The 18,807-nt window shown below is 40.1% G+C and carries 14 protein-coding genes; 4 read left to right on the top strand and 10 right to left on the bottom strand.

The window, feature by feature from the left end:
- Positions 1-3: 3 nt before the first annotated feature.
- On the top strand, positions 4-1,005 hold the full coding sequence (locus tag QZR90_RS01370; RefSeq protein ID WP_295787932.1) for an electron transfer flavoprotein subunit alpha/FixB family protein: 1,002 nt from the start codon (positions 4-6) through the stop codon (positions 1,003-1,005).
- Positions 1,006-1,418: 413 nt separating this feature from the next.
- Here QZR90_RS01370 and QZR90_RS01365 read toward each other — a convergent pair whose 3' ends face one another.
- The 8 genes from QZR90_RS01365 to dcuC form a co-directional block, all read right to left on the bottom strand.
- Positions 1,419-3,023 carry a YadA-like family protein gene (locus QZR90_RS01365; RefSeq protein ID WP_295787930.1) on the bottom strand — a complete coding sequence of 535 codons (1,605 nt, stop codon included), beginning with the start codon at positions 3,021-3,023 and terminating at the stop codon, positions 1,419-1,421.
- Positions 3,024-3,478: 455 nt separating this feature from the next.
- Positions 3,479-3,910 (bottom strand): type II 3-dehydroquinate dehydratase, encoded by a 432-nt coding sequence (gene aroQ / locus QZR90_RS01360; protein WP_295787928.1) that lies wholly within the window; start codon positions 3,908-3,910, stop codon positions 3,479-3,481.
- Between the two features lie 13 nt (positions 3,911-3,923).
- Positions 3,924-5,252, bottom strand: a complete 1,329-nt coding sequence (locus QZR90_RS01355; protein ID WP_295787927.1) for a shikimate kinase — start codon at positions 5,250-5,252, stop codon at positions 3,924-3,926.
- Positions 5,249-6,379: a chorismate synthase gene (gene aroC, locus QZR90_RS01350; RefSeq protein ID WP_295787925.1), complete on the bottom strand. Its 1,131-nt coding sequence runs from the start codon at positions 6,377-6,379 to the stop codon at positions 5,249-5,251. The genes QZR90_RS01355 and aroC overlap by 4 nt, the downstream gene beginning before the upstream one ends.
- Entirely contained in the window at positions 6,369-7,850 is a 1,482-nt protein-coding gene (locus tag QZR90_RS01345; RefSeq protein WP_295787924.1) for a 3-phosphoshikimate 1-carboxyvinyltransferase, read from the bottom strand. The genes aroC and QZR90_RS01345 overlap by 11 nt, the downstream gene beginning before the upstream one ends.
- Positions 7,851-8,059: 209 nt before the next feature.
- Complete coding sequence (gene aroB / locus QZR90_RS01340; protein WP_295787922.1) at positions 8,060-9,118, bottom strand: 3-dehydroquinate synthase; 1,059 nt, start codon at positions 9,116-9,118, stop codon at positions 8,060-8,062.
- Between the two features lie 24 nt (positions 9,119-9,142).
- Positions 9,143-10,156 carry a 3-deoxy-7-phosphoheptulonate synthase gene (gene aroF, locus QZR90_RS01335; protein WP_295787920.1) on the bottom strand — a complete coding sequence of 338 codons (1,014 nt, stop codon included), beginning with the start codon at positions 10,154-10,156 and terminating at the stop codon, positions 9,143-9,145.
- 665 nt (positions 10,157-10,821) lie between these two features.
- On the bottom strand, positions 10,822-12,078 hold the full coding sequence (gene dcuC, locus QZR90_RS01330; RefSeq protein WP_295787917.1) for a C4-dicarboxylate transporter DcuC: 1,257 nt from the start codon (positions 12,076-12,078) through the stop codon (positions 10,822-10,824).
- A 267-nt stretch (positions 12,079-12,345) separates the two neighbouring features.
- Between dcuC and QZR90_RS01325 the strand changes: the two genes are divergently transcribed.
- Complete coding sequence (locus QZR90_RS01325) at positions 12,346-13,665, top strand: amidohydrolase (protein WP_295787915.1); 1,320 nt, start codon at positions 12,346-12,348, stop codon at positions 13,663-13,665.
- A 276-nt stretch (positions 13,666-13,941) separates the two neighbouring features.
- Here the strand turns inward: QZR90_RS01325 and QZR90_RS01320 are convergent, their stop codons facing one another.
- Entirely contained in the window at positions 13,942-14,970 is a 1,029-nt protein-coding gene (locus tag QZR90_RS01320) for a ribonucleotide-diphosphate reductase subunit beta (RefSeq protein ID WP_295787914.1), read from the bottom strand.
- A 104-nt stretch (positions 14,971-15,074) separates the two neighbouring features.
- On the bottom strand, positions 15,075-17,357 hold the full coding sequence (locus QZR90_RS01315; protein WP_307984881.1) for a ribonucleoside-diphosphate reductase subunit alpha: 2,283 nt from the start codon (positions 17,355-17,357) through the stop codon (positions 15,075-15,077).
- 520 nt (positions 17,358-17,877) lie between these two features.
- Between QZR90_RS01315 and QZR90_RS01310 the strand changes: the two genes are divergently transcribed.
- Positions 17,878-18,111 (top strand): DUF2922 domain-containing protein, encoded by a 234-nt coding sequence (locus QZR90_RS01310; RefSeq protein WP_295787910.1) that lies wholly within the window; start codon positions 17,878-17,880, stop codon positions 18,109-18,111.
- Between the two features lie 166 nt (positions 18,112-18,277).
- Entirely contained in the window at positions 18,278-18,496 is a 219-nt protein-coding gene (locus QZR90_RS01305; RefSeq protein WP_295787908.1) for a hypothetical protein, read from the top strand.
- Positions 18,497-18,807: the final 311 nt, after the last annotated feature.

Raw genomic sequence — 18,807 nt, 5'->3', positions numbered from 1 at the left:
AGTATGTTTGAAGACTACAAAGGTGTATATGTAATCGCTGACTGCTTCAATGGTGAGGTGCGCAAGGTAACTTATGAGTTAATTGGGCAAGCCCGCCTTATTGCCGATCAGCTCAATGAAGATGTGCATACTTTAATTTTAGGCGAATCCATTGCCTCTGAAGCACAAAGCTTGATTGAATATGGCTCAGATTTTGTCCATGTATTTGAGCATCCATTATTGGCTCGTTATACGACAGATGGATATACAAAGGTTATTACTGATTTCTTTGCTCATAATAAGCCAAATGTTATCCTCATTGGGGCTACAAATGATGGTCGCGACTTAGCACCGCGTATTTCTGGTCGCATGAAGAATGGTGTAGTGGCGGACTGTACAATTTTATCAGTAAATGAAGCAGACCGTTTAGTTGACTGGACTCGTCCTGCATTAGGTGGGAATATTTTAGCTGAAATTATTTGTCCAGAGCATCGCCCTCAAATGGGTTCTGTGCGTCCTAATGTGTTTAAAATGCCTGAGCGTCAAGAAGGCCGTGAAGGTACGATTAGCCAAGAAACGGTAGCTCTTGAGATATCAGATATTCGCAATCGTTTCGTTGAAATGATTAATATTGATAAGAATGATGTAAATCTTGAAGAGGCGGAAATTATCATCGCTGGCGGCCGTGGTGTAGGCAATCCTCAGAACTTCAAAAAAATGGAAGAATTGGCTGAAGTGATGGGCGGCGTTTTAGGTGTAACGCGTCCAATTGTAGAAAAAGGTTGGTATGAGTTAAGTCGTCAAATCGGGCAAACGGGTAAGACGATTGCTCCTAAACTTTACATTGCTTTTGGTATTTCTGGTGCCATTCAACATACAGCAGGCATTACTGGCTCTGATTTAATCATCGCTGTAAACAATGCCCCTGAAGCAGCTATATTTAAAGTGTGCGATTATGGCATTGTAGGGGATTGCATGGAAGTGGCTGATGAAATGATTGCCAAGTTTAAGGTCGCTAAAGCGTAGTCTACTCTGATTTTTGGCAGAGAGCTTACAATTATATAAAATACAACCATCGCTATATTGTAACTAATTCAGATAATCGTTATATTATAACTGTTTCAGACAATTGTACTCTTGTAACTAGTTCAGATAATCGCAATAGTACAACTGTTTCAGACAATTGTACTATTGTAACTAGATCAGACAATTGCTATATTGCAACCATTTCAGACAATTGCAATCTAGTAACTGGTTCAGATAAGCTCTAGTTGTATATTGCGATATAGTATGTTGTAGACGATGAAGTGTTAGTAGTTAGTTGCACTCTTCGCAGTTGGTATTGAGATAATAAAAAAGAATGTCCGTAAATTAAGTATTTACGGACATTCTTTTTATTTATTTTTAATTTTGCTTTATATGGTATGAAAGAGCAAAGATTATTTAGCAGCGATTAAAGCTTCTAATTTAGCTAAGCGATCGTTTAAGCTTGCAATTTCTTTGCCTTGAGTTTCGATTTTAGTTACCATTTCAGCTTTGCTCATATTAGTGTATGGAGAGGAATCGCCAAATTTGAAGGAAAGACCCGCATTGTATTGGTTATCAGAGTTACCAAGAGCAGTACCAACGCTGAACATTAAGTTATCATTTGGACGGTAGAACGCACCGATAGCAGCAGCTTGTTCACCTTTATAAGCACCGAAACCTACAGCAAATGTTAATTTGTCATCAGAATCAAAATCTAATGGATGTAAAGCAGCAAGTGCAGCGGAGCCAGCAGCTACTTTTTTAACATTAGTTTCTAAATGATTGATAGAGGAATTTAAGGAGCTAGTAGCACTGTTTAATTGGTCAAGATTAACAGCATCTGTGCCATTTACGCCAGGCGCTACATTTTTAATAGTTTGGTTATTAGCATCGATACCATCTTTAGTGATATATGTATTACCGCCTACTACTACTTTGTCAGTGTTTACTGTACCGGCATTAACTGTGTCAGCGTTAACTGTTGTTGTGGTAACGGAGTCTCCATTAATTACTGTAGTATTGCCAGTTTCAGGAGATGTAACAGTGATACCACCTTCGTTGATAGTTGTGTTGCCACCAATAGTTGCGCTAGTAGAATCTAAGTTTTCAATTTTATCATTAAGATTGGATTCTAAAGATTTTAATTGTAATACATTTACTGCATCGTGGTCAGCAGCACCGCCAGCTACATTTGTAATACGGCGATATAAATCAGAGTCAGCATTACCTACGGACACAACACCAGCTTCTTCAGAAGTATAAGCTTCTTTGCTTAGATAAGATTCTTCAGCTTTAGTATCTGCTACATTAGCAGAAGCAGCATTACCTAAAGCAACAGAGTTGTCAGATACAGCATTAGCACCGTGACCGAAGGCTAAGGATTTAGTGCCTTCAGCTTTTGCATTAGTGCCAATTGCTACAGAATAGTTTCCTGAGGAAATGGCTTCATCGCCCATTGCTAAGCCATATTTACCACTAACATTAGCTTTATGGCCAACGGCAATACCAGCAGTGGCTTTATTTTCAACAACTGAGTCATAGCCTAAGGCAACAGATTGTTTTTCTTGGGCTTTACTATTTAGACCGATAGAAACAGCGCCTGTGCCATTTGAATTAGTTGCATGACCAATGGCAATAGTTTCTTCACCTCTGGCTACGGAATCTGTACCCATCGCAATATTATGTTCCCATTTAGTTTCAGCATTTTTACCAATTGCAATGGAACTGCCGGCAGCTATTGTGTGGGCATCTGTGCCAATGGCGATGGCATCATTACCACTTGGCTCAGCATTATTACCAATAGCAATATTTCCATTATAGGCAGCTTTTGCATTGTTACCGAGTGCAATGGAGCCTTCAGTATTTTTCGTAGCTTTAGCGCCTTCGCCAAAAGCTACACCATTGCCTGTACCACCTACATTAGTAGCTGCAAAAGTAGTAGTTGTCATAAGGCCTGTTACAGTAGCAACAGCTAAAGCGAGTGAAAGTTTTTTCAGTGAAGTATGTTTTTGAGTCATAATTATTCTCCCTAATAAAGAATTCTCAAATCGTATACTCCCGATAAATTTTATTTAGGTTAATTACTTGACTACATTGGTCATGAAAGGGAATACACCTGTTGAAGTTTACATGAAATTATTATACATAACTGGTAATGATTTAACAATAGAAAATTCATAAGTATATAAAATTTTTTGATTAACAAAGTGTAAATTCAAATACAGCGAGAGTATACACTTGTATTTACTAGTTTACTTAAATGCTACTCATTGTGTTAAATTATAAATATTATTTGTATATTAATTATACAAATAAAAATCAACAGAGCCTTTTTGATAAGCGCTGTTGATTTTTTCGTTTTAGCTATTGAATTTTTATGAAATATTCATTATGTAGAGCCTTTATATGGACATAGAGTATGTGAGCGAAAATTATTTTATATAGAGAGCATATAAAAGTTTCGCATATAAGCTTATTGGTAGGTATGGGCTAAATAGTCTAGAGCTTGCGTATAGCCTTTTAGACCTTGTCCCATAATAGTCTTTTCTGCATATTCACTGACAAAGGAATGATGGCGGAAGGGTTCTCGCTCTAATGGATTCGAGATATGCACTTCTACAGTGGGTAGATTAATGGCTTTTAGGGCATCTAAAATAGCTATCGACGTATGTGTGTAGGCTGCCGGATTGATGATAATCGCATCAGTATCAAAGCGGGCTTCCTGAATTCGATCAATTAGTTGTCCCTCATGATTACTTTGATAGAAGCTCACTGTAATGCCTCGCTCTGTAGCCTCTTGTTGGAGTGAAGTGACTAAGTCTTCATAGGTTGTACTACCATAAATGTCTGGCTCCCGCAAACCCAATAGATTTATATTAGGGCCATTGAGGATTAGAATATGCATAAGAATCTCCTTATTATTTGGAATAGTGATTTTGGAAGTCTTCGTAAATTTGTTTTACACCATCTTCTGGTGTGGTATAATCAATGATGACTTGGGCAAATTGCGTATAAAGAGGCTGGCGCTTTTCATAGAGTGATTGCAAGCGTTCTAAGCCCCCGGTTGAGAGAATGCGCCCTGTAGTATCAAGTGTTTCTAAAGGACGGCGGAGCCAATACATTCTTCCATTTTGACGCAGCATGGGATAATTTTCTGGTTGGGTAATTACGCCACCCCCAGTGGATATAATGAGACCTGTTTGTTTTGTAATAGATTGCAAAAGCTCAGTCTCTTTAGCTCTAAAATCAGCTTCACTATGTTCTTTAATATATTCAGATGGATTTCCATAATGTTCTTCAAAGATGGCATCACAATCTACTAAAGGACGATTCAATGCTTTAGCCAATTGAGACCCAACTGTTGTTTTGCCCACGCCAGGCATGCCAATTAATATAATATTTTCTTGATCATGACGAATTGTTTTGATTAGTTCTGAGGCTACTTCATCAGCAATCTGAGTTTCCATAAAAAGTTGTGCAGCCGCTACAGCTTGGCCCACTAGCATAGGAAGGCCATCTGAATAGAGGAGACCTCGTTTTTCCGCTTCTATTAAAAGATTTGTGCGATAAGGATTATAGACTACATCGACGACTGCGGTTAGGTGAGGGAAATCATCTAAATTTACAAGTGATTCTGGGCAATGAGGATACATGCCCACCGGCGTAGTATTGATGAGTACATGGGCATCGCTTCCAACTGCATAGGCATCGCTATAATAGGGAGCTTGGCGACGGGATAGGTGGATAATTTCGCGCGCACCTAAGTCCTCTAAGGCTAAGTGCACTGTATGGGATGTGGCTCCATCACCTAAAATAATTACCTTGCGCTGTTTAATAGTAATATTAGCTTCTTTTAGCATGAATACGAAGCCGTCATAGTCAGTATTATGGCCATACCAACCTGCTTGGCGACGTACCATCGTATTGACACAGCCGATTCGCTTAGCGATAGCTGAAACTTCTTGACATGCATGAAGGGCGTTTACTTTGTATGGAATTGTTATATTTAAACCTTGAAGATTCGGTGTATTAAAAAAGTCTGCAAGCTCTTCCGGTTGTTTTTCAAAGAGACTATAGTTAGGGTTGCCCAAAGCGTTATGAATCAAGGGGGAGTAACTATGCCCTAAAGTTTTCCCTAAGAGGCCAAATAGGGCATCCTGTTTTAGGAGGTTCTGGTCTGATTGAATAGAAGCTGTAACTTGATTCATGTGACTGGGTGCATCTGTTGTTTTTTTACATGAACTCATAGAGACCTTTCCTTTTCATTAGAACACACTGCATTGGGAAGATGTTTATATTGTGGCAATAGAAAGTCTAATAAAACTAGGGCTGCTACAGCTTCCACTACAGGAACGGCACGGACTGCAATGCAAGGGTCGTGACGGCCTTTAATCTGCAAGTCTACATTATGTTCTTCCGAGAAGCTAATACTGTCTTGATGTAGTGAAATTGAAGCGGTTGGCTTTAGACCTACTTGTAATACTAAAGGCATGCCATTAGTAATGCCGCCTTGGATGCCGCCACTATTATTGCTGGTCGTATGAATCGTACCATTATCAATGCGGAATGGGTCATTTTGTTCGGCTCCAGTTTGTACACAGCCATCAAAGCCACTGCCAAAGGATACACCTTTTACACCAGGAATGCCAAAGATTGCCTTAGCTAAGCGATTTTCGATGCCATCAAAGTTTGGGTTGCCAATGCCTACCGGAAGGCCTGTAGCAAAAAGCTCAACAATACCACCAGTGGAATTGCCGGCTTGGCGAAGTTCGTCAATATAAGTAATAGCGCTAAGTCTTGCATGATTGTCCACCATAGCCAAGGTTTCGTGTCCTGCCTTATGGAGTGCCTTCATATCTGGATTTACGTAATCTACAGGGGTATCTTTAACATGTCCTATTTGGCGAAGATGAGAGCCTACTTGGATTCCTTTAGCTGCTAATAATTGGATGGCAATGCTACCTGCACAGCATAAGGGAGCCGTAAGGCGACCTGAGAAATGACCGCCTCCGCGTAGATCTACATAATCGCCATAGCGCACGCGAGCTGTATAATCAGCATGAGAAGGGCGTGGCACGTCGCGTAAATTGTTGTAATCACCGGAGCGTTGATTTGTATTTTCAATGTAAAAGGCTAGTGGTGAGCCACTGAGTTTGCCATTTACTAAGCCAGCCATAAATACTGGGGTGTCAGCTTCTTTGCGCTGTGTTGCAATAATACTTTGTCCTGGAGCACGGCGTTTCATAAAGGCCGTAAGTGCTTCAAGGTCAATGGCTTCACCGCATGGTAGTCCATCGATAACGGCACCGATGGCTTGACCGTGGGATGCACCAAATACAGAGACAGTTAAATCATGTCCAAAATTAGAGCTCATGGGCCTCTCCTCCTAACTGATTCCAGTGTTCAAAAAATAAGGGATAGGATTTTGTGATAGCTTCGCTATCTTTAAGTGTTACTGATTGCTCGCTAATAAGGGCCATTAAGGTGCCAGCCATAACGAGGCGATGATCATTTTGACAGTCCCCTTGTCCACCTTGCAAGGAGCCGGTACCTTCGATGTATAGATTATCGCCTTCACAGTAGGCTGTACCACCTAGGTCATTGACGAGATTCGTAACCGCTTCTAAGCGATCAGATTCTTTTAGTCGTAGGCGAGCACCATGTAGGAATTCACTTTTTCCTTTAATGCCACAGGCTAAAGCGGCTAGTACTGGCAATAAGTCTGGCATCTGCTCTAAGTCAACAGATAAAGGCTTAGTAGCTCGTCCTTCGCAATGTAAATGATGCTCTGTAATATAAGTACTATTAGATGTTAGGTTTACAGATTGGTTAACGCTCTTTACTTGCTCAGAAGCTTTATCTTGTGCTGCGGTTTGTGCTGTGGTTTGAAGTGTTTCCCAATGTATTTGAGCACCGGAGCTTTTTATTACGTCTATAATACGGCGGTCTGCTTGTACTGAGTCTGGTTGTAAACCAGTAATTGTTAATGCTTGACCAGTTAAGGCTGCGGCTACAAGCCAAATGGCACTATTGGACCAATCGCCCTCGATAGGATATTTATTTTGGCCTACATAAGTAGCTCCGGCTGGTACTGTAAAGCTATCATCAGTAGATATTACAGAGATGCCAAAGTCTTGCATTACTTTTATGGTCAGTTCTACATAGTCTCTAGATTGCAGTGGTGTAGTGCTATGAACTGTAGTTTCTATACTTGTTTGTGGTGCCGCCAGAAGGAGGCCGGAGAAAAATTGACTGCTAATATGGCCGGCTAGTTCAAATTGGCCACCTTGTAATCGTCCAGACATAGTAAAAGGTGGCTTAGGCTTAGAAAAATGAACACCATGAGCTTCCATTTGACTTTTTAAGGGTTCCAAGGGGCGATCTGGCAAGCGGCCAGCAGCTTTTACTATTACCTCTGAGGCCAAAGTGGCACCTACAGGTAGGAGTAAGCGGAGGGTTGTACCAGATTCGTGAGCATCAATATAGGCTGTAGGAGATTCTGCAAGTAATTCTGATGAACTAGGTACAGACGTATTTGCTTTGGCTGGATTTGCTTCAGCAGTATTTTCTTCGGTAGTCTCTACTTCAGAAAGAGTTACTTTAGAAGCACTTCCTAGTGAATAGTTTCTAGGAATTACAGTAACACCCGTAGCTGTTTTTTCAATCGTTGCCCCTAAGCCACGTAATGAATTGATTGTGGCATCAATATCTTTAGAATATAAAGATATGAGTAATGTGGAAGTTTCTTTGCTTAGAGTGGCGGCAATAAGGGCACGGTGCGCATGAGCCTTAGCAGGAATGGCTGCTATGGTGCCACTAGGTATGGCCTTAGTAATAGTATGCATGAATCTCTCCTTTATGATATGTTCTCTCTCTTATAATATATAATATGTTTTTTCTCTTATAAATACGTTCTCACTCTTTTTTAGATTGGTTATATTTTATCGAATTAGATTGTATCTCTTTAAAAAGCTTCCCTTTAGAACCTATCCTTTTAGAACGTATATTACTTCTTTTACTAGTTATTCTATTTAAATAGGTAGCTTTCCTTAGCTTAGCGAATAATATATTGCTGTAATTCACTATGAGGGATGGTGACTAATTCACATTCTCCCCAGTGAAGGGGGCGAACGATGGTAATCGTTTGGCCCTGGCTTTTTTTATCATGTAAAGCGGCCTCTAATAAGGTGGCATCATTTATAGAGGTTGTAATAGGTAGTTCATGACGGATTAAGATGCTTAAAAATCGCTCGCATTCTTCATTAGTAATGGCGCCTTGTTGCATGGCAGCTCTCATGAGGAGTGCCATGCCAATGGCTACGGCATGGCCGTGATGAACGGCAAACTGACTAGCCATTTCTATGCCATGGCCAAAAGTATGACCAAAATTCAGCAGCTGTCGCAAGCCTTTTTCAGTTTCATCTTGCTGTACCACATGAGCCTTAGCCTTTACGCAGAGGGCTATAATGTGGCTTAATTGGTCTAAATTATCCTGTACTAGCGGCGTAGTTTCTAGCGCATCTAGTAATTCAGGATAGCCTATCATACCGTATTTGATAATCTCCCCACAGCCATTTACAAATTCTACATGACGCAAAGTGCTCAGTGTAGCGGGATCGCAAAGTACAAGCAGAGGTTGTTTAAAAGCACCCCAAAGATTTTTGCCAGCACTGAGATTAACTGCTGTTTTACCACCGACAGAGGAGTCGACAGCGGCGAGTAAGCTGGTGGGGATTTGAATGTAGTCGATACCACGCAAATAGGTAGCCGCAGCAAAGCCTGCCATATCGCCCACAACGCCACCACCTAAGGCGATGAGCAAATCTTTTCTGGTTAAAGCCTTGCTAGCTAAGAATTCGACTAAGTGGAGGAGCTGAGATGCATTTTTTTGCGCTTCTCCATGAGGAAAAATGTATTCATGAACAGTGTAGCCTGCTTCTAGGAGTTGCTCTTTTACTATGCCTAAATAGAGCGGTGCTACTTGGTCATCACTGACGATGACTACAGGGCAAGACTTTTTTACTTCTTCTATGTAATGAGCGGCTTTCTTTAGCGCGCCAGATTCAATGATGACATCATAGGCGGTGGACGCTTCAATATGAATACGTGTCATAGGAATTCCTTTCCATGGCGATGATTAAGCTAAACCATTTTCAACGATTTGACGAAGGGCGAATACGTCTTTCGTTAAGGCTGCGAATTGATCAGGGCGAAGTGCTTGAGGGCCATCGCATAAGGCTTTGGCTGGGTCATTATGAACTTCAATCATGAGTCCATCAGCACCGCCACCAGTGGAGGCTAAGGAGAGCGGGCGTACCATGCGGCTCATGCCAGCTGCGTGACTAGGGTCCATAATAATTGGCAAATGACTTAGTTCATGGATCATTGGAATCGCTGTTACATCTAAGGTATTGCGAGTCTTAGTTTCGAAGGTGCGAATACCGCGCTCACAAAGTACGATTTGTTCATTGCCTTCACTCATAATGTATTCAGCGGCCATTAACCATTCTTCGTAGGTAGCGCATAAGCCACGTTTTAGGAGTACAGGTTTTTTTAGTTTGCCCACTTCTTTTAAGAGTGTGAAGTTTTGCATATTACGAGCTCCGATTTGAAGCATATCTACTTCGTCGAAGTATTGTAGTTGAGATGGGTCCATTACTTCAGAGACAATAGGAAGGCCCGTTTCTTTTTTAGCCAATAATAGAAGTTCTAAGCCGCTTGGTCCCATGCCTTGGAAGGAGTATGGAGAGGTACGAGGTTTGAAGGCGCCGCCGCGAAGAATGGTAGCACCTGCTTCTTTTACAGCGCGTGCTGTGGCGAGTACTTGCTCTGGTGTTTCTACAGAGCAAGGGCCGGCCATGATGGCGAAGTGGCCACCGCCGATTTTAACACCGCCTACATCAACGATGGTGTCATCTGGATGGAATTTTCGATTGGCTTTTTTGAATGGTTCTTGAATGCGGCTTACTTTTTCTACAATATCGAGGGACTCAATTTGTCGTTTGTCTAAAGAAGCTGTATCGCCGATAATGCCGATAATGGAGTAATGCGTACCTTGCGCTGGTACTAATTGAAAGCCTTCGTTAATGAGGCGTTCCTTCAAACTGGCTAACTCCGCTGGGTTTACATTGTCTTTTAACGTGATAATCATGATAATTCCTCCATCTGATTAAATACTGGCTCAAAAGAGCCTCCTACTATACTACTATGCTACTTACATTAGGTATCGAAAAGATATTACTATGCTGCTATACTGCGATAATTCTCAGTAAAATTACTAGCTGTTCGAAGACTGCTCAGTAAGGAATTACCAATTCATCGGAGGGAGTAACAAAAAAGGAGCCACCCGTCTCCAATACGGGTAGCTCCTTACTATAGTAAGCCTCGCCAAGATGACCTAAATCAGCGTAGCCCAAATAGTCCTTTACCCGTAGACTGGATAAAGAACCCAAAATAGAAGTATTGGCTATTCATTGTGCTGATTCGACTCATCATTGGTATTAGTTCCTTTCGTTAAGTAGTTTTTCACATTATAAACCTAATTTATAGACTTTGGCAAGTAGTTTTTTTCAAGAAAATTAAAAAAATGATTTTTTTGGCATTACATTTGTATGTTTTGTATGCACAAAATTGAATTGGTAAAACGTGGTGAAACAGTATTGCCGTGCTATTATAGTGCAGGGCTGCGCACGGTGTTACTATACTGAATGATTGTACCATGTTGCTATACTTATTATATGGATACACGATGCTATTATAGTGCATGGTTATAAAATGTCGCTATATTTCGTAGCCACAAAGTATTACATCACTTAATTAATAGCCTAAGGCTAATACTAATGAGCCAGCAGCTAAAGCGAGGATAATAGGAATCCCATTGCGCTTAGTCACTTCGATAGGATTTACGCCCGCTATGCCTGCTACGATAATAGTAGCACCGGCAATAGGTGAAATCGTGCGCCCCAAGGTACCCCCTAAGGTGGCCATAGAGCCCATTTGTACGGTAGTCATACCAAAGTCTACGGCATGAGACGAGATGGCTTCATTAAAGGCCATAGTGGCGGCATCTCCAGAGCCAGTGATGAGGCCGAGTAAGAACGGACCTACTGCAGCGGCTACTTTCATGATGGATGGATTTTGCATCATTTCTTGTGTAAATGCTTTTACTAGCCCCATGGAATCCATGCCGGCTACGAACACGCCACAAGCGATGATAATGGACATAATTTTGGCATATCCTTCACCCATACCATTGAAGAAATTATTGGCAATATCACGAGGATTACTGCGCGTTACTAAAATAGCCAGGAAGGCACCAATGAGCATGGCTGCTGGCACAGATACTTTAAAGGATGGGATGAGTCCAGTGGCTCCTAATAAAAGTATAGCAATTGGTACGATGGGCATAATGGCATAGATAAAATTGATTTTAAAATTAAAATCAGTTTGAAGATCAGGTGCTGGATGACCTTTGTACTCTTTAGTTACATAGGCTACAATGCTAAGGCCTATAGCGGCTACGACTAAAGATGTAATATTGGCTATGTAGTGGAAGCTAATGACATCCATAGGCGTCACATGGGCAAGTTTTGCTACAAAGGCATTATGAGCTAGGCCTGGATTTAACATAGAGCCATAGGTACCAGCTTTTAAGGCTGCTGCGGCCATGGCAGGATGGATATCAGCTGACATCATGAGAGGGATAAACACAGCACCTGCTGCAGCAGCTGTGCCGGCTGCACTAGGCAAGGCCATATTGATAAAATAGGTGGCTATTACAACCCCTGGGATGAGGAAAAAGGGTACATTTTTAATGACGCTGGCTAGCAGATTGACTAAATGTTTATCGCATTCTGTGTATTTCATAACGAGGGCAAAACCCATACAAGAACAGATGGATGTAATAAGACCGGCGCTAGTCATGCCTTTTTCAAAGGCTTTAAAAATATCCATTGGCACGCCACCAATAATACCCATGAGAAAGCCTGCACCTAAGAGTACAACTTTGGCATCATATTTCAAAATGAGTAGTATGATGGTGCCAATAACAATGATGGAACCTGCAATAACCATAATAATCCCCCTTCATAAATGGACGGCATATGTAGTCATATGTCTCTTGTGAATTGAATAATGTCTACCACGGATTATAGCGAATTGATAAAGCACTGGCAATGAATTAGGGGGATGTATACATGTATACATATATTTTGGTGTTGTACCAATATAGTTTCTAGCGTATCATTTTGTTTATGAGTTTATGAGTTTATGAGTTTATGAGTTTATGAGTTGTCGCCATAAACATAATCATAGCCGTAGTGTGTATAGAGAGGGAGTATTATGAATAGCATTGAATTTGCAAAAGTAAAACAAGAAGAATATATTGCTCGTCGTCGCGATTTACATCGCCATCCAGAACCTGGTTGGCTCGAATACCGCACAGCAGCTTATGCGGCTACTGAATTGAGTAAATTGGGCTATGAGATTAAAGCTGGTGAGGAAGTATTAGATTTAGAGGCGCGTATGGGATTGCCTTCAGATGAAGTCATGAAGGCGGCTATGGACCGCGCTATTAGTGAAGGGGCAGATCCAGGCTGGGTAACTGTATTTGGCTATGGTAAGACAGCCTTGGTGGCTACAATGAAATTTGCAGAAGAAGGCCCCACTGTGGCCTTTCGTGCTGACATTGATTCCAATGATGTAGATGAAAGTCATGAAGAGGACCATTTACCAGCACGAGAAGGATTTGCCTCGACTCATGACAAAGCGATGCATGCGTGTGGTCATGATGCGCATTTGACTATGATTTTAGGTTTAGCTGAATATATAGCAAATAATAAAGACAAATATAAGGGCACTGTAAAATTAATTATTCAACCTGCTGAAGAAGGTGTTCGCGGTGCTCGTGCCATGATGGAAGCAGGCGTGGTGGATGATGTAGATATTTTATTTGGCATGCATATAGGGATTGATCGCGCTCTTACAGGTGCTTTAGCTTGTAGTGACCCAGGCTTTTTGGCGACTACAAAATTTGATGTAAGCTTTACTGGCTATGCCGCTCATGCAGGGGCGAGCCCTGAAAAGGCAAATAATGCTATGCTAGCAGCTTGCATCGCGGTGTTGAACTTACAGGCTATTGCACGTCATTCTGGTGGGGTAACGCGAGTTAATGTGGGCGTCTTAGAATCTGGTACAGGGCGCAATGTAACACCTGGCTTTGCTAATTTAAAACTAGAAGTACGTGGTGAGACTACTGAAATTAATGAATATGTAGAGCAGCGTTGTCGCACGATTTTACAAGCTGCTGCAGCTATGCATGATTGTGAAGTGCAGATTGTACAAACTGGTGGTGCCCCAGCAGTTGAAAATAGTGAAGACCTAGCTAAAGAGATTCAAGTATTAGCAGAAGGTACAGAGTTATTTGACCGCGTTGATTTAACTTATTATGGTGGTGGCAGTGAAGACTGTGCTTACTTTATGCGCCGTGTTATTGAACGTGGTGGACGAGCTACATATATGATTTTAGGCTCTAATATTAAAGCGCCTCATCATAATCCTCATTTTGACATTGATGAATCAGATATGATTAAAGGTGTAGCTTGGTTTGGTGTATTAGCCGATAAATTTTTAGGTAAACAAAACATTATAAGTGTAAGTTAAAAATAAGTGTAAGTTAAAATATTATACCCTTATGTAAAATAGAAAACGCCCCTCCCGGACTATGAGCCAGGAGGGGCGTTTTAGTATTAGACTTGAGTCTTATAATTATTGTTATGTTGTAGTTAAAATTAATTTTGATTAGATTTTATTAAAGCCATGACAGGCATTTACTTTTATAAAGCTAGTTTATAGCTTTTATAAATTTAGTTAAACCATAGTTTTACAATGTTAGTTAGGTCATAGCTTTTATAATGTTTCTTTGGCTAGGCCGATGAATTACTCTAAATCATCGAAATCAAAGGCTGCAGCTTTAGTATAGTTGGTAACTTTAGCTTCGAAGAAGTCAGTTTTTGTACTATTAAGATTGGAGAAGCTTTCAATCCAAGCCATTGGATTTTCTTTGATTTCTGGATAAAGTGGTTTAAGGCCGATAGCATCGAGACGAAGGTTTGCTAGGTATTTAATATAGCGCTCGATGAGTACATTGTTAATACCGAGGATTTTATCATCAGTAATATATTGCCCCCAGGCAATTTCATTTTCAGTGCCTTGACGGAGCATGTCAGTGAGTTCTTCTTCTAGTTCTGGTGTGAAGAGTTCAGGACGCTCGATGCGAAGCTCACGAATGATATTTTGGAATAAAATTAAATGTGTTACTTCGTCGCGATTAATATATTTAAAAATCGTACTAGTAGCAGTCATTTTACCTTGACGCGCTAAGGTATAGAAGAAGCTAAAACCTGAATAGAAGTAAATGCCTTCGAGGATATAGTTCGCCATAATAGTACGAATGAAATTATGCTCTGAAGGATCATCACTAAAGCGTTGGTAAATATCAGCGATAAAGCGGTTACGAGATAGTAATACTTCATCAGTACGCCATTCATCATAGATGCGGTCACGAGTAATAGGATTTGTTACTGTATCTAGGATATAGGAATAGCTTTGTGCGTGAATTTCTTCCTGGAATGCTTGAATATTAAGCAAGGAAGCTACTTCAGCGGCCGTTACATAGCGGCTTAGATTAGGTAAATTTTCACTTTGAATGGAATCTAAGAAGTTTAAGAAAGAAATGATTTTGTCGAAGGCGCGGCGTTCACTATCAGTTAAATAAGGGAATTGTTTAACGTCCTCATTTAAAGAGATTTCCTCTGGAATCCAGAAGTTGTTTAACATAGTACGATAAAGAACAGTTGCCCAGTCATATTTGATGCGGTTCCACTCGCGAAGATTTGTGGTGTTGCCGCCAATCATACTTTCTGTGCCACGATCGCCGTGTTCGTTGAAAATCAATTTTTTTTTCATGATTGCATTCACCCTTTCTGTATATAGGAGTGGGCCCTCGAGGTGAGGGCCACTTGTATTTAGTATATCATGACAGGCCTTGAAAAGGCAGTCAAAGCTTTATTTTAGGAGGAGCAACTAGTACATTCATCCATTTCAAGAGACTGATTGCGGATGTAGTAAATAGTTTTAATGCCTTGTTTGTACGCTTCAATGTATAGGTTGAGAATTTCTTTAGCCTTCATTTGTGGCGTGATGTAAAGATTGAAAGATTGTGCTTGGTCAATATGACGTTGACGTACGCCACAAGCTTTGATGCTCCATTGTTGGTCGATAGTATGAGCTTCTTTATAGAGCCAGAACGTAGAATTATCTAAATCTGGTGCTGTTTTAGGTGTGAAGCTACCTTTTTTCTCTTCAATAAAGAATTTTTTGAAGATAGGATCGATACCAGCTGTTGTGTTGGCAATGTTAGAAGTACTGCCAGTTGGAGCGATAGCCATTAAATAGCCGTTGCGCATGCCGTATTTAGCTACATCTTCACGAAGTTTTTTCCAACGTGGTGATGTATAGCCGCGGCGTTCGAAATAAGCGCCAGTGTCCCATTCAGAACCTTTGAAGGCAGGATAAGCGCCTTTTTCTTTAGCCAGTTCCATGGACGCTTTAATAGCATAGTAAGCAATATTTTCGAATAATTCGTCAGCTGCTTTAATATGCTCTTCGCTTTCCCATTGTAATTGATGACGCACTAAATAATGATGGTAACCACTTGTGCCAAGACCGATAGCGCGGTACTTTTCGCTCGTCATTTTAGCTTCAGGCACAGGGAATTGATTGATGGAAATAACATTATCGAGCATGCGAATTTGAAGTGTTACATTAGCTTCTAATTCTTCATCTGTGATTTTACCAAGATTGATGGAGTTTAAGTTACAAGTTACCATATCACCGGTAATTGTTTTAGTTGTAATGGAACCATCTTCATTGATAACTTCTTCACCAAGATTAGTAAAGCCCACATTTTGTGCAATTTCGTGGCAAAGATTGGACGCATAAATCATACCAGCATGTTTATTTGGATTAGTGCGATTTACTGTGTCGCGGAAGAAGATGAAAGGTGTGCCTGTTTCTACGGCGCTGCGCATAATACGTTTCATCATATCGAGAGCGCTGACCTGAATGGAATGAAGATTTGGATTTTGTTCACAAAGTAAATAATGCTCAGTGAAGGCTTTGTTATCATCTTCATCGTAGAAATCTTCTAAGGCGAAGCCCATTTCACGTTCTACTTCATGAGGGTCAAATAAGGAGAAGTTTTCGCGCGCTAAGAGGCGTTCCATGAAGATATCTGGAATGGCAATGGCAGGGAAAATATCATGGGCTTTACGACGATCGTCCCCATTATTTGTGCGAAGCTCGACGAATTCGTAGAAGTCTTTGTGCCAAATATCAAGAGTTACAGTAGCGCCCCCTTTGCGTTTACCTAATTGGTCAACCGCTACAGCTGTGTCATTGTAGAGGCGAACCCAAGGAATTACGCCACCGGAGGAGTTCTTGTAACCGCGAATATCACTATTTAAGGCACGCACTTTACCCATGTAAATGCCTAGGGCACCGCCATGCTTAGATACGCGGGAGAATTTGCTGTTTACATCATAAATTGACCAAAGATTGTCATCCACACCGGAGATAAAGCAGCTGCTTAATTGGTGGAATGGCGTCCCTGCATTGGCTAATGTAGGCGTAGCAGTAGTCATTTTTAATTCACTCATTAAATCATAGAATTTTTTAGCAAATTCTACTTTGCGATCCCCTTCGATTAAAGCTAAATGCATAGCAATGGCCATGAAGCGTTCTTGTGGAAGTTCATACACTTCTTTGTCAAAGCCTTTTACTAAATAGCGATCAGCTAATAATTTAATACCTTCATAGTTGAAGAGGTAGTCGCGTTTTGGTTTAATGTAGTCGCCTAATTCTTGAAGTTCTTCTTCCGTGTAATCTTTAAGGAAGAAATCGGCATAACGGCCAAGTTCTACTAAGGTTTTTACTAAGGAAGGGAAATTGCCATAGCCAAATGCTTTATATTTGCGGTTAATAGCTGCTTCCTTGTATAAATCAAATAAATAGAGACGAGCAGCTACATATTGCCAATCTTGGTTCATTCGGTTGACTTGGTTTCCGAAACCATCGTCAGTTTTTTGAATTACTTTTTCAATGGCTGTTTGCACTAAAATCTTTTGGATTTCTTTCGTGCTCATACCGTCTACGAATTGAAGCTTGGAGTCCATTTCAAGCTCAATAGGGTCGCATGTTTCAAGGCCTAAACAAGCAAAGGCAATCATTTTTTTCGTTTTTTCAACGGAGAGCGGTTCATAGTGACCGTCTCGTTTTTTAATCATAATAGCCATAACTACTACTAATCCTTCCCTAAACACTTATATGCTAAAAAAAGAGCTGATACATACAACTTAGTGCAGTGTCAGCTACTTACTGATAAAATCAATATCTTGTATATAAAACTCGTTCTCTACTACAAGATACACCTCATTATACTATTATTTGAAGAAAAAATAAAAGAGGAATTTTGACACATTAAGTTGTGAAATTTGCAACATAATGCCTCTTGACTATATAGAAAATTTTAGAAATGGCGGCACAGTGCTAGTTTGTCATTTTTAAAGAATCAAAAGTTATAAAAAATAGGTGAAAAATTTTTTAAAATTTAGGTTTACAAATGAGTTTTAACGGAATGTATAAAGGTGTAAGGCAGAATTGAAAAAGTAAGCCTTACTACTCTTGCAAGAGAATTTATCATTTTATCATGCAAAATAAGTCAAACAGGCCTGAAAATTGATTTATTGCGCTTAGAAATGAAGCGCGATTAAAAATAGCATATAAAGTATATTGTTTAAAAATAGGAGGCACATTATGGCTAATGAAGTAAGTGTAAAAAAAGAATTGCAATTAATTTTTACGGATAAAAATAATAAGGAAACTTTATTTAAAATATCCGTGCCTAAGGAAGAAGTAAGTTTAGCAGAATGCCAAGCAGTTGGCGAGGCTATGTTGGCAAAACAGTTTATGCTCTCTTCTAAGGGCGAAGTATTGGTAGATTTTAAAGGCGCTCAAATGGCGGTTAGCACGATTACACCATTATCTTAAGTTTAATAAAGTGTGATGTGTAATAATCCTAAAATAATTTTACTAAAAGTGATTCCATTTAATTTTAAAATTTTAGAAGTAATATATTTTAGAAGAAGATATATTTATGTATTCTTAGTTACAATTCATAAGGCAGCGGATAGATTGTCTAGAAAAGGAGAACATTATGGCTGATGTAGAAAATACTATGGTAGAAGCAGTAAAAGCACAAGTGCGCTTAACAATGGAAGAAAATAAAACGAAATCCATTACCCTTAATCCGGTAAATCCGGCAGTAGATCCTAGGGACTTTACTGAAATTGGTAAAGCTGTGGCGGGACTCTGTGCGTATCCTTATAAAGAAGTAGTACGCGTAGAGACTACGACTTTAGGGCCACAGGCGTAAGCTCATTGGCAGAAAAATATGTTAGTTTAACAAAATAGAAAAGCCCCACATATACACTTGCTCCCGATCGTCAAGCTCGAATGGTCGCTACATGTATATGTGGGGCTTTTTATTATTTTCTTATTTATATAAATATGTTTCTGCTATTCGCTTAATGCTGTAGGCTCTAAAGTCGTTGAAGGAGAGGGGATAGGGAGAAAGTACAAAACCCGAACATTGATGAAATATTCTTTTTAATGTTCGGGCATTTATGTTGACCGCTTATAGGCCCTATGTTATGATAAAGATAGTTATGTAACGTAAGTTATTCT

Source organism: uncultured Veillonella sp. (assembly GCF_900545795.1).
Taxonomy (GTDB): domain Bacteria; phylum Bacillota; class Negativicutes; order Veillonellales; family Veillonellaceae; genus Veillonella_A.
The sequence above is the reverse complement of the archived record's forward strand: the minus strand, read 5'-3'. Positions and strand labels throughout refer to the sequence as shown.

Bases quoted from the DNA above. Each gene is read 5' to 3' on its own strand.
- QZR90_RS01365 (WP_295787930.1), bottom strand. From the start codon at position 3,023: ATGACTCAAAAACATACTTCACTGAAAAAACTTTCACTCGCTTTAGCT.
- aroB (WP_295787922.1), bottom strand. From the start codon at position 9,118: ATGACACGTATTCATATTGAAGCGTCCACCGCCTATGATGTCATCATT.
- QZR90_RS01345 (WP_295787924.1), bottom strand. From the start codon at position 7,850: ATGCATACTATTACTAAGGCCATACCTAGTGGCACCATAGCAGCCATT.
- QZR90_RS01315 (WP_307984881.1), bottom strand. From the start codon at position 17,357: ATGGCTATTATGATTAAAAAACGAGACGGTCACTATGAACCGCTCTCC.
- aroQ (WP_295787928.1), bottom strand. From the start codon at position 3,910: ATGCATATTCTAATCCTCAATGGCCCTAATATAAATCTATTGGGTTTG.
- dcuC (WP_295787917.1), bottom strand. From the start codon at position 12,078: ATGGTTATTGCAGGTTCCATCATTGTTATTGGCACCATCATACTACTC.
- aroC (WP_295787925.1), bottom strand. From the start codon at position 6,379: ATGAGCTCTAATTTTGGACATGATTTAACTGTCTCTGTATTTGGTGCA.
- QZR90_RS01310 (WP_295787910.1), top strand. From the start codon at position 17,878: ATGGCTAATGAAGTAAGTGTAAAAAAAGAATTGCAATTAATTTTTACG.
- aroF (WP_295787920.1), bottom strand. From the start codon at position 10,156: ATGATTATCACGTTAAAAGACAATGTAAACCCAGCGGAGTTAGCCAGT.
- QZR90_RS01370 (WP_295787932.1), top strand. From the start codon at position 4: ATGTTTGAAGACTACAAAGGTGTATATGTAATCGCTGACTGCTTCAAT.
- QZR90_RS01325 (WP_295787915.1), top strand. From the start codon at position 12,346: ATGAATAGCATTGAATTTGCAAAAGTAAAACAAGAAGAATATATTGCT.
- QZR90_RS01355 (WP_295787927.1), bottom strand. From the start codon at position 5,252: ATGAGTTCATGTAAAAAAACAACAGATGCACCCAGTCACATGAATCAA.
- QZR90_RS01320 (WP_295787914.1), bottom strand. From the start codon at position 14,970: ATGAAAAAAAAATTGATTTTCAACGAACACGGCGATCGTGGCACAGAA.
- QZR90_RS01305 (WP_295787908.1), top strand. From the start codon at position 18,278: ATGGCTGATGTAGAAAATACTATGGTAGAAGCAGTAAAAGCACAAGTG.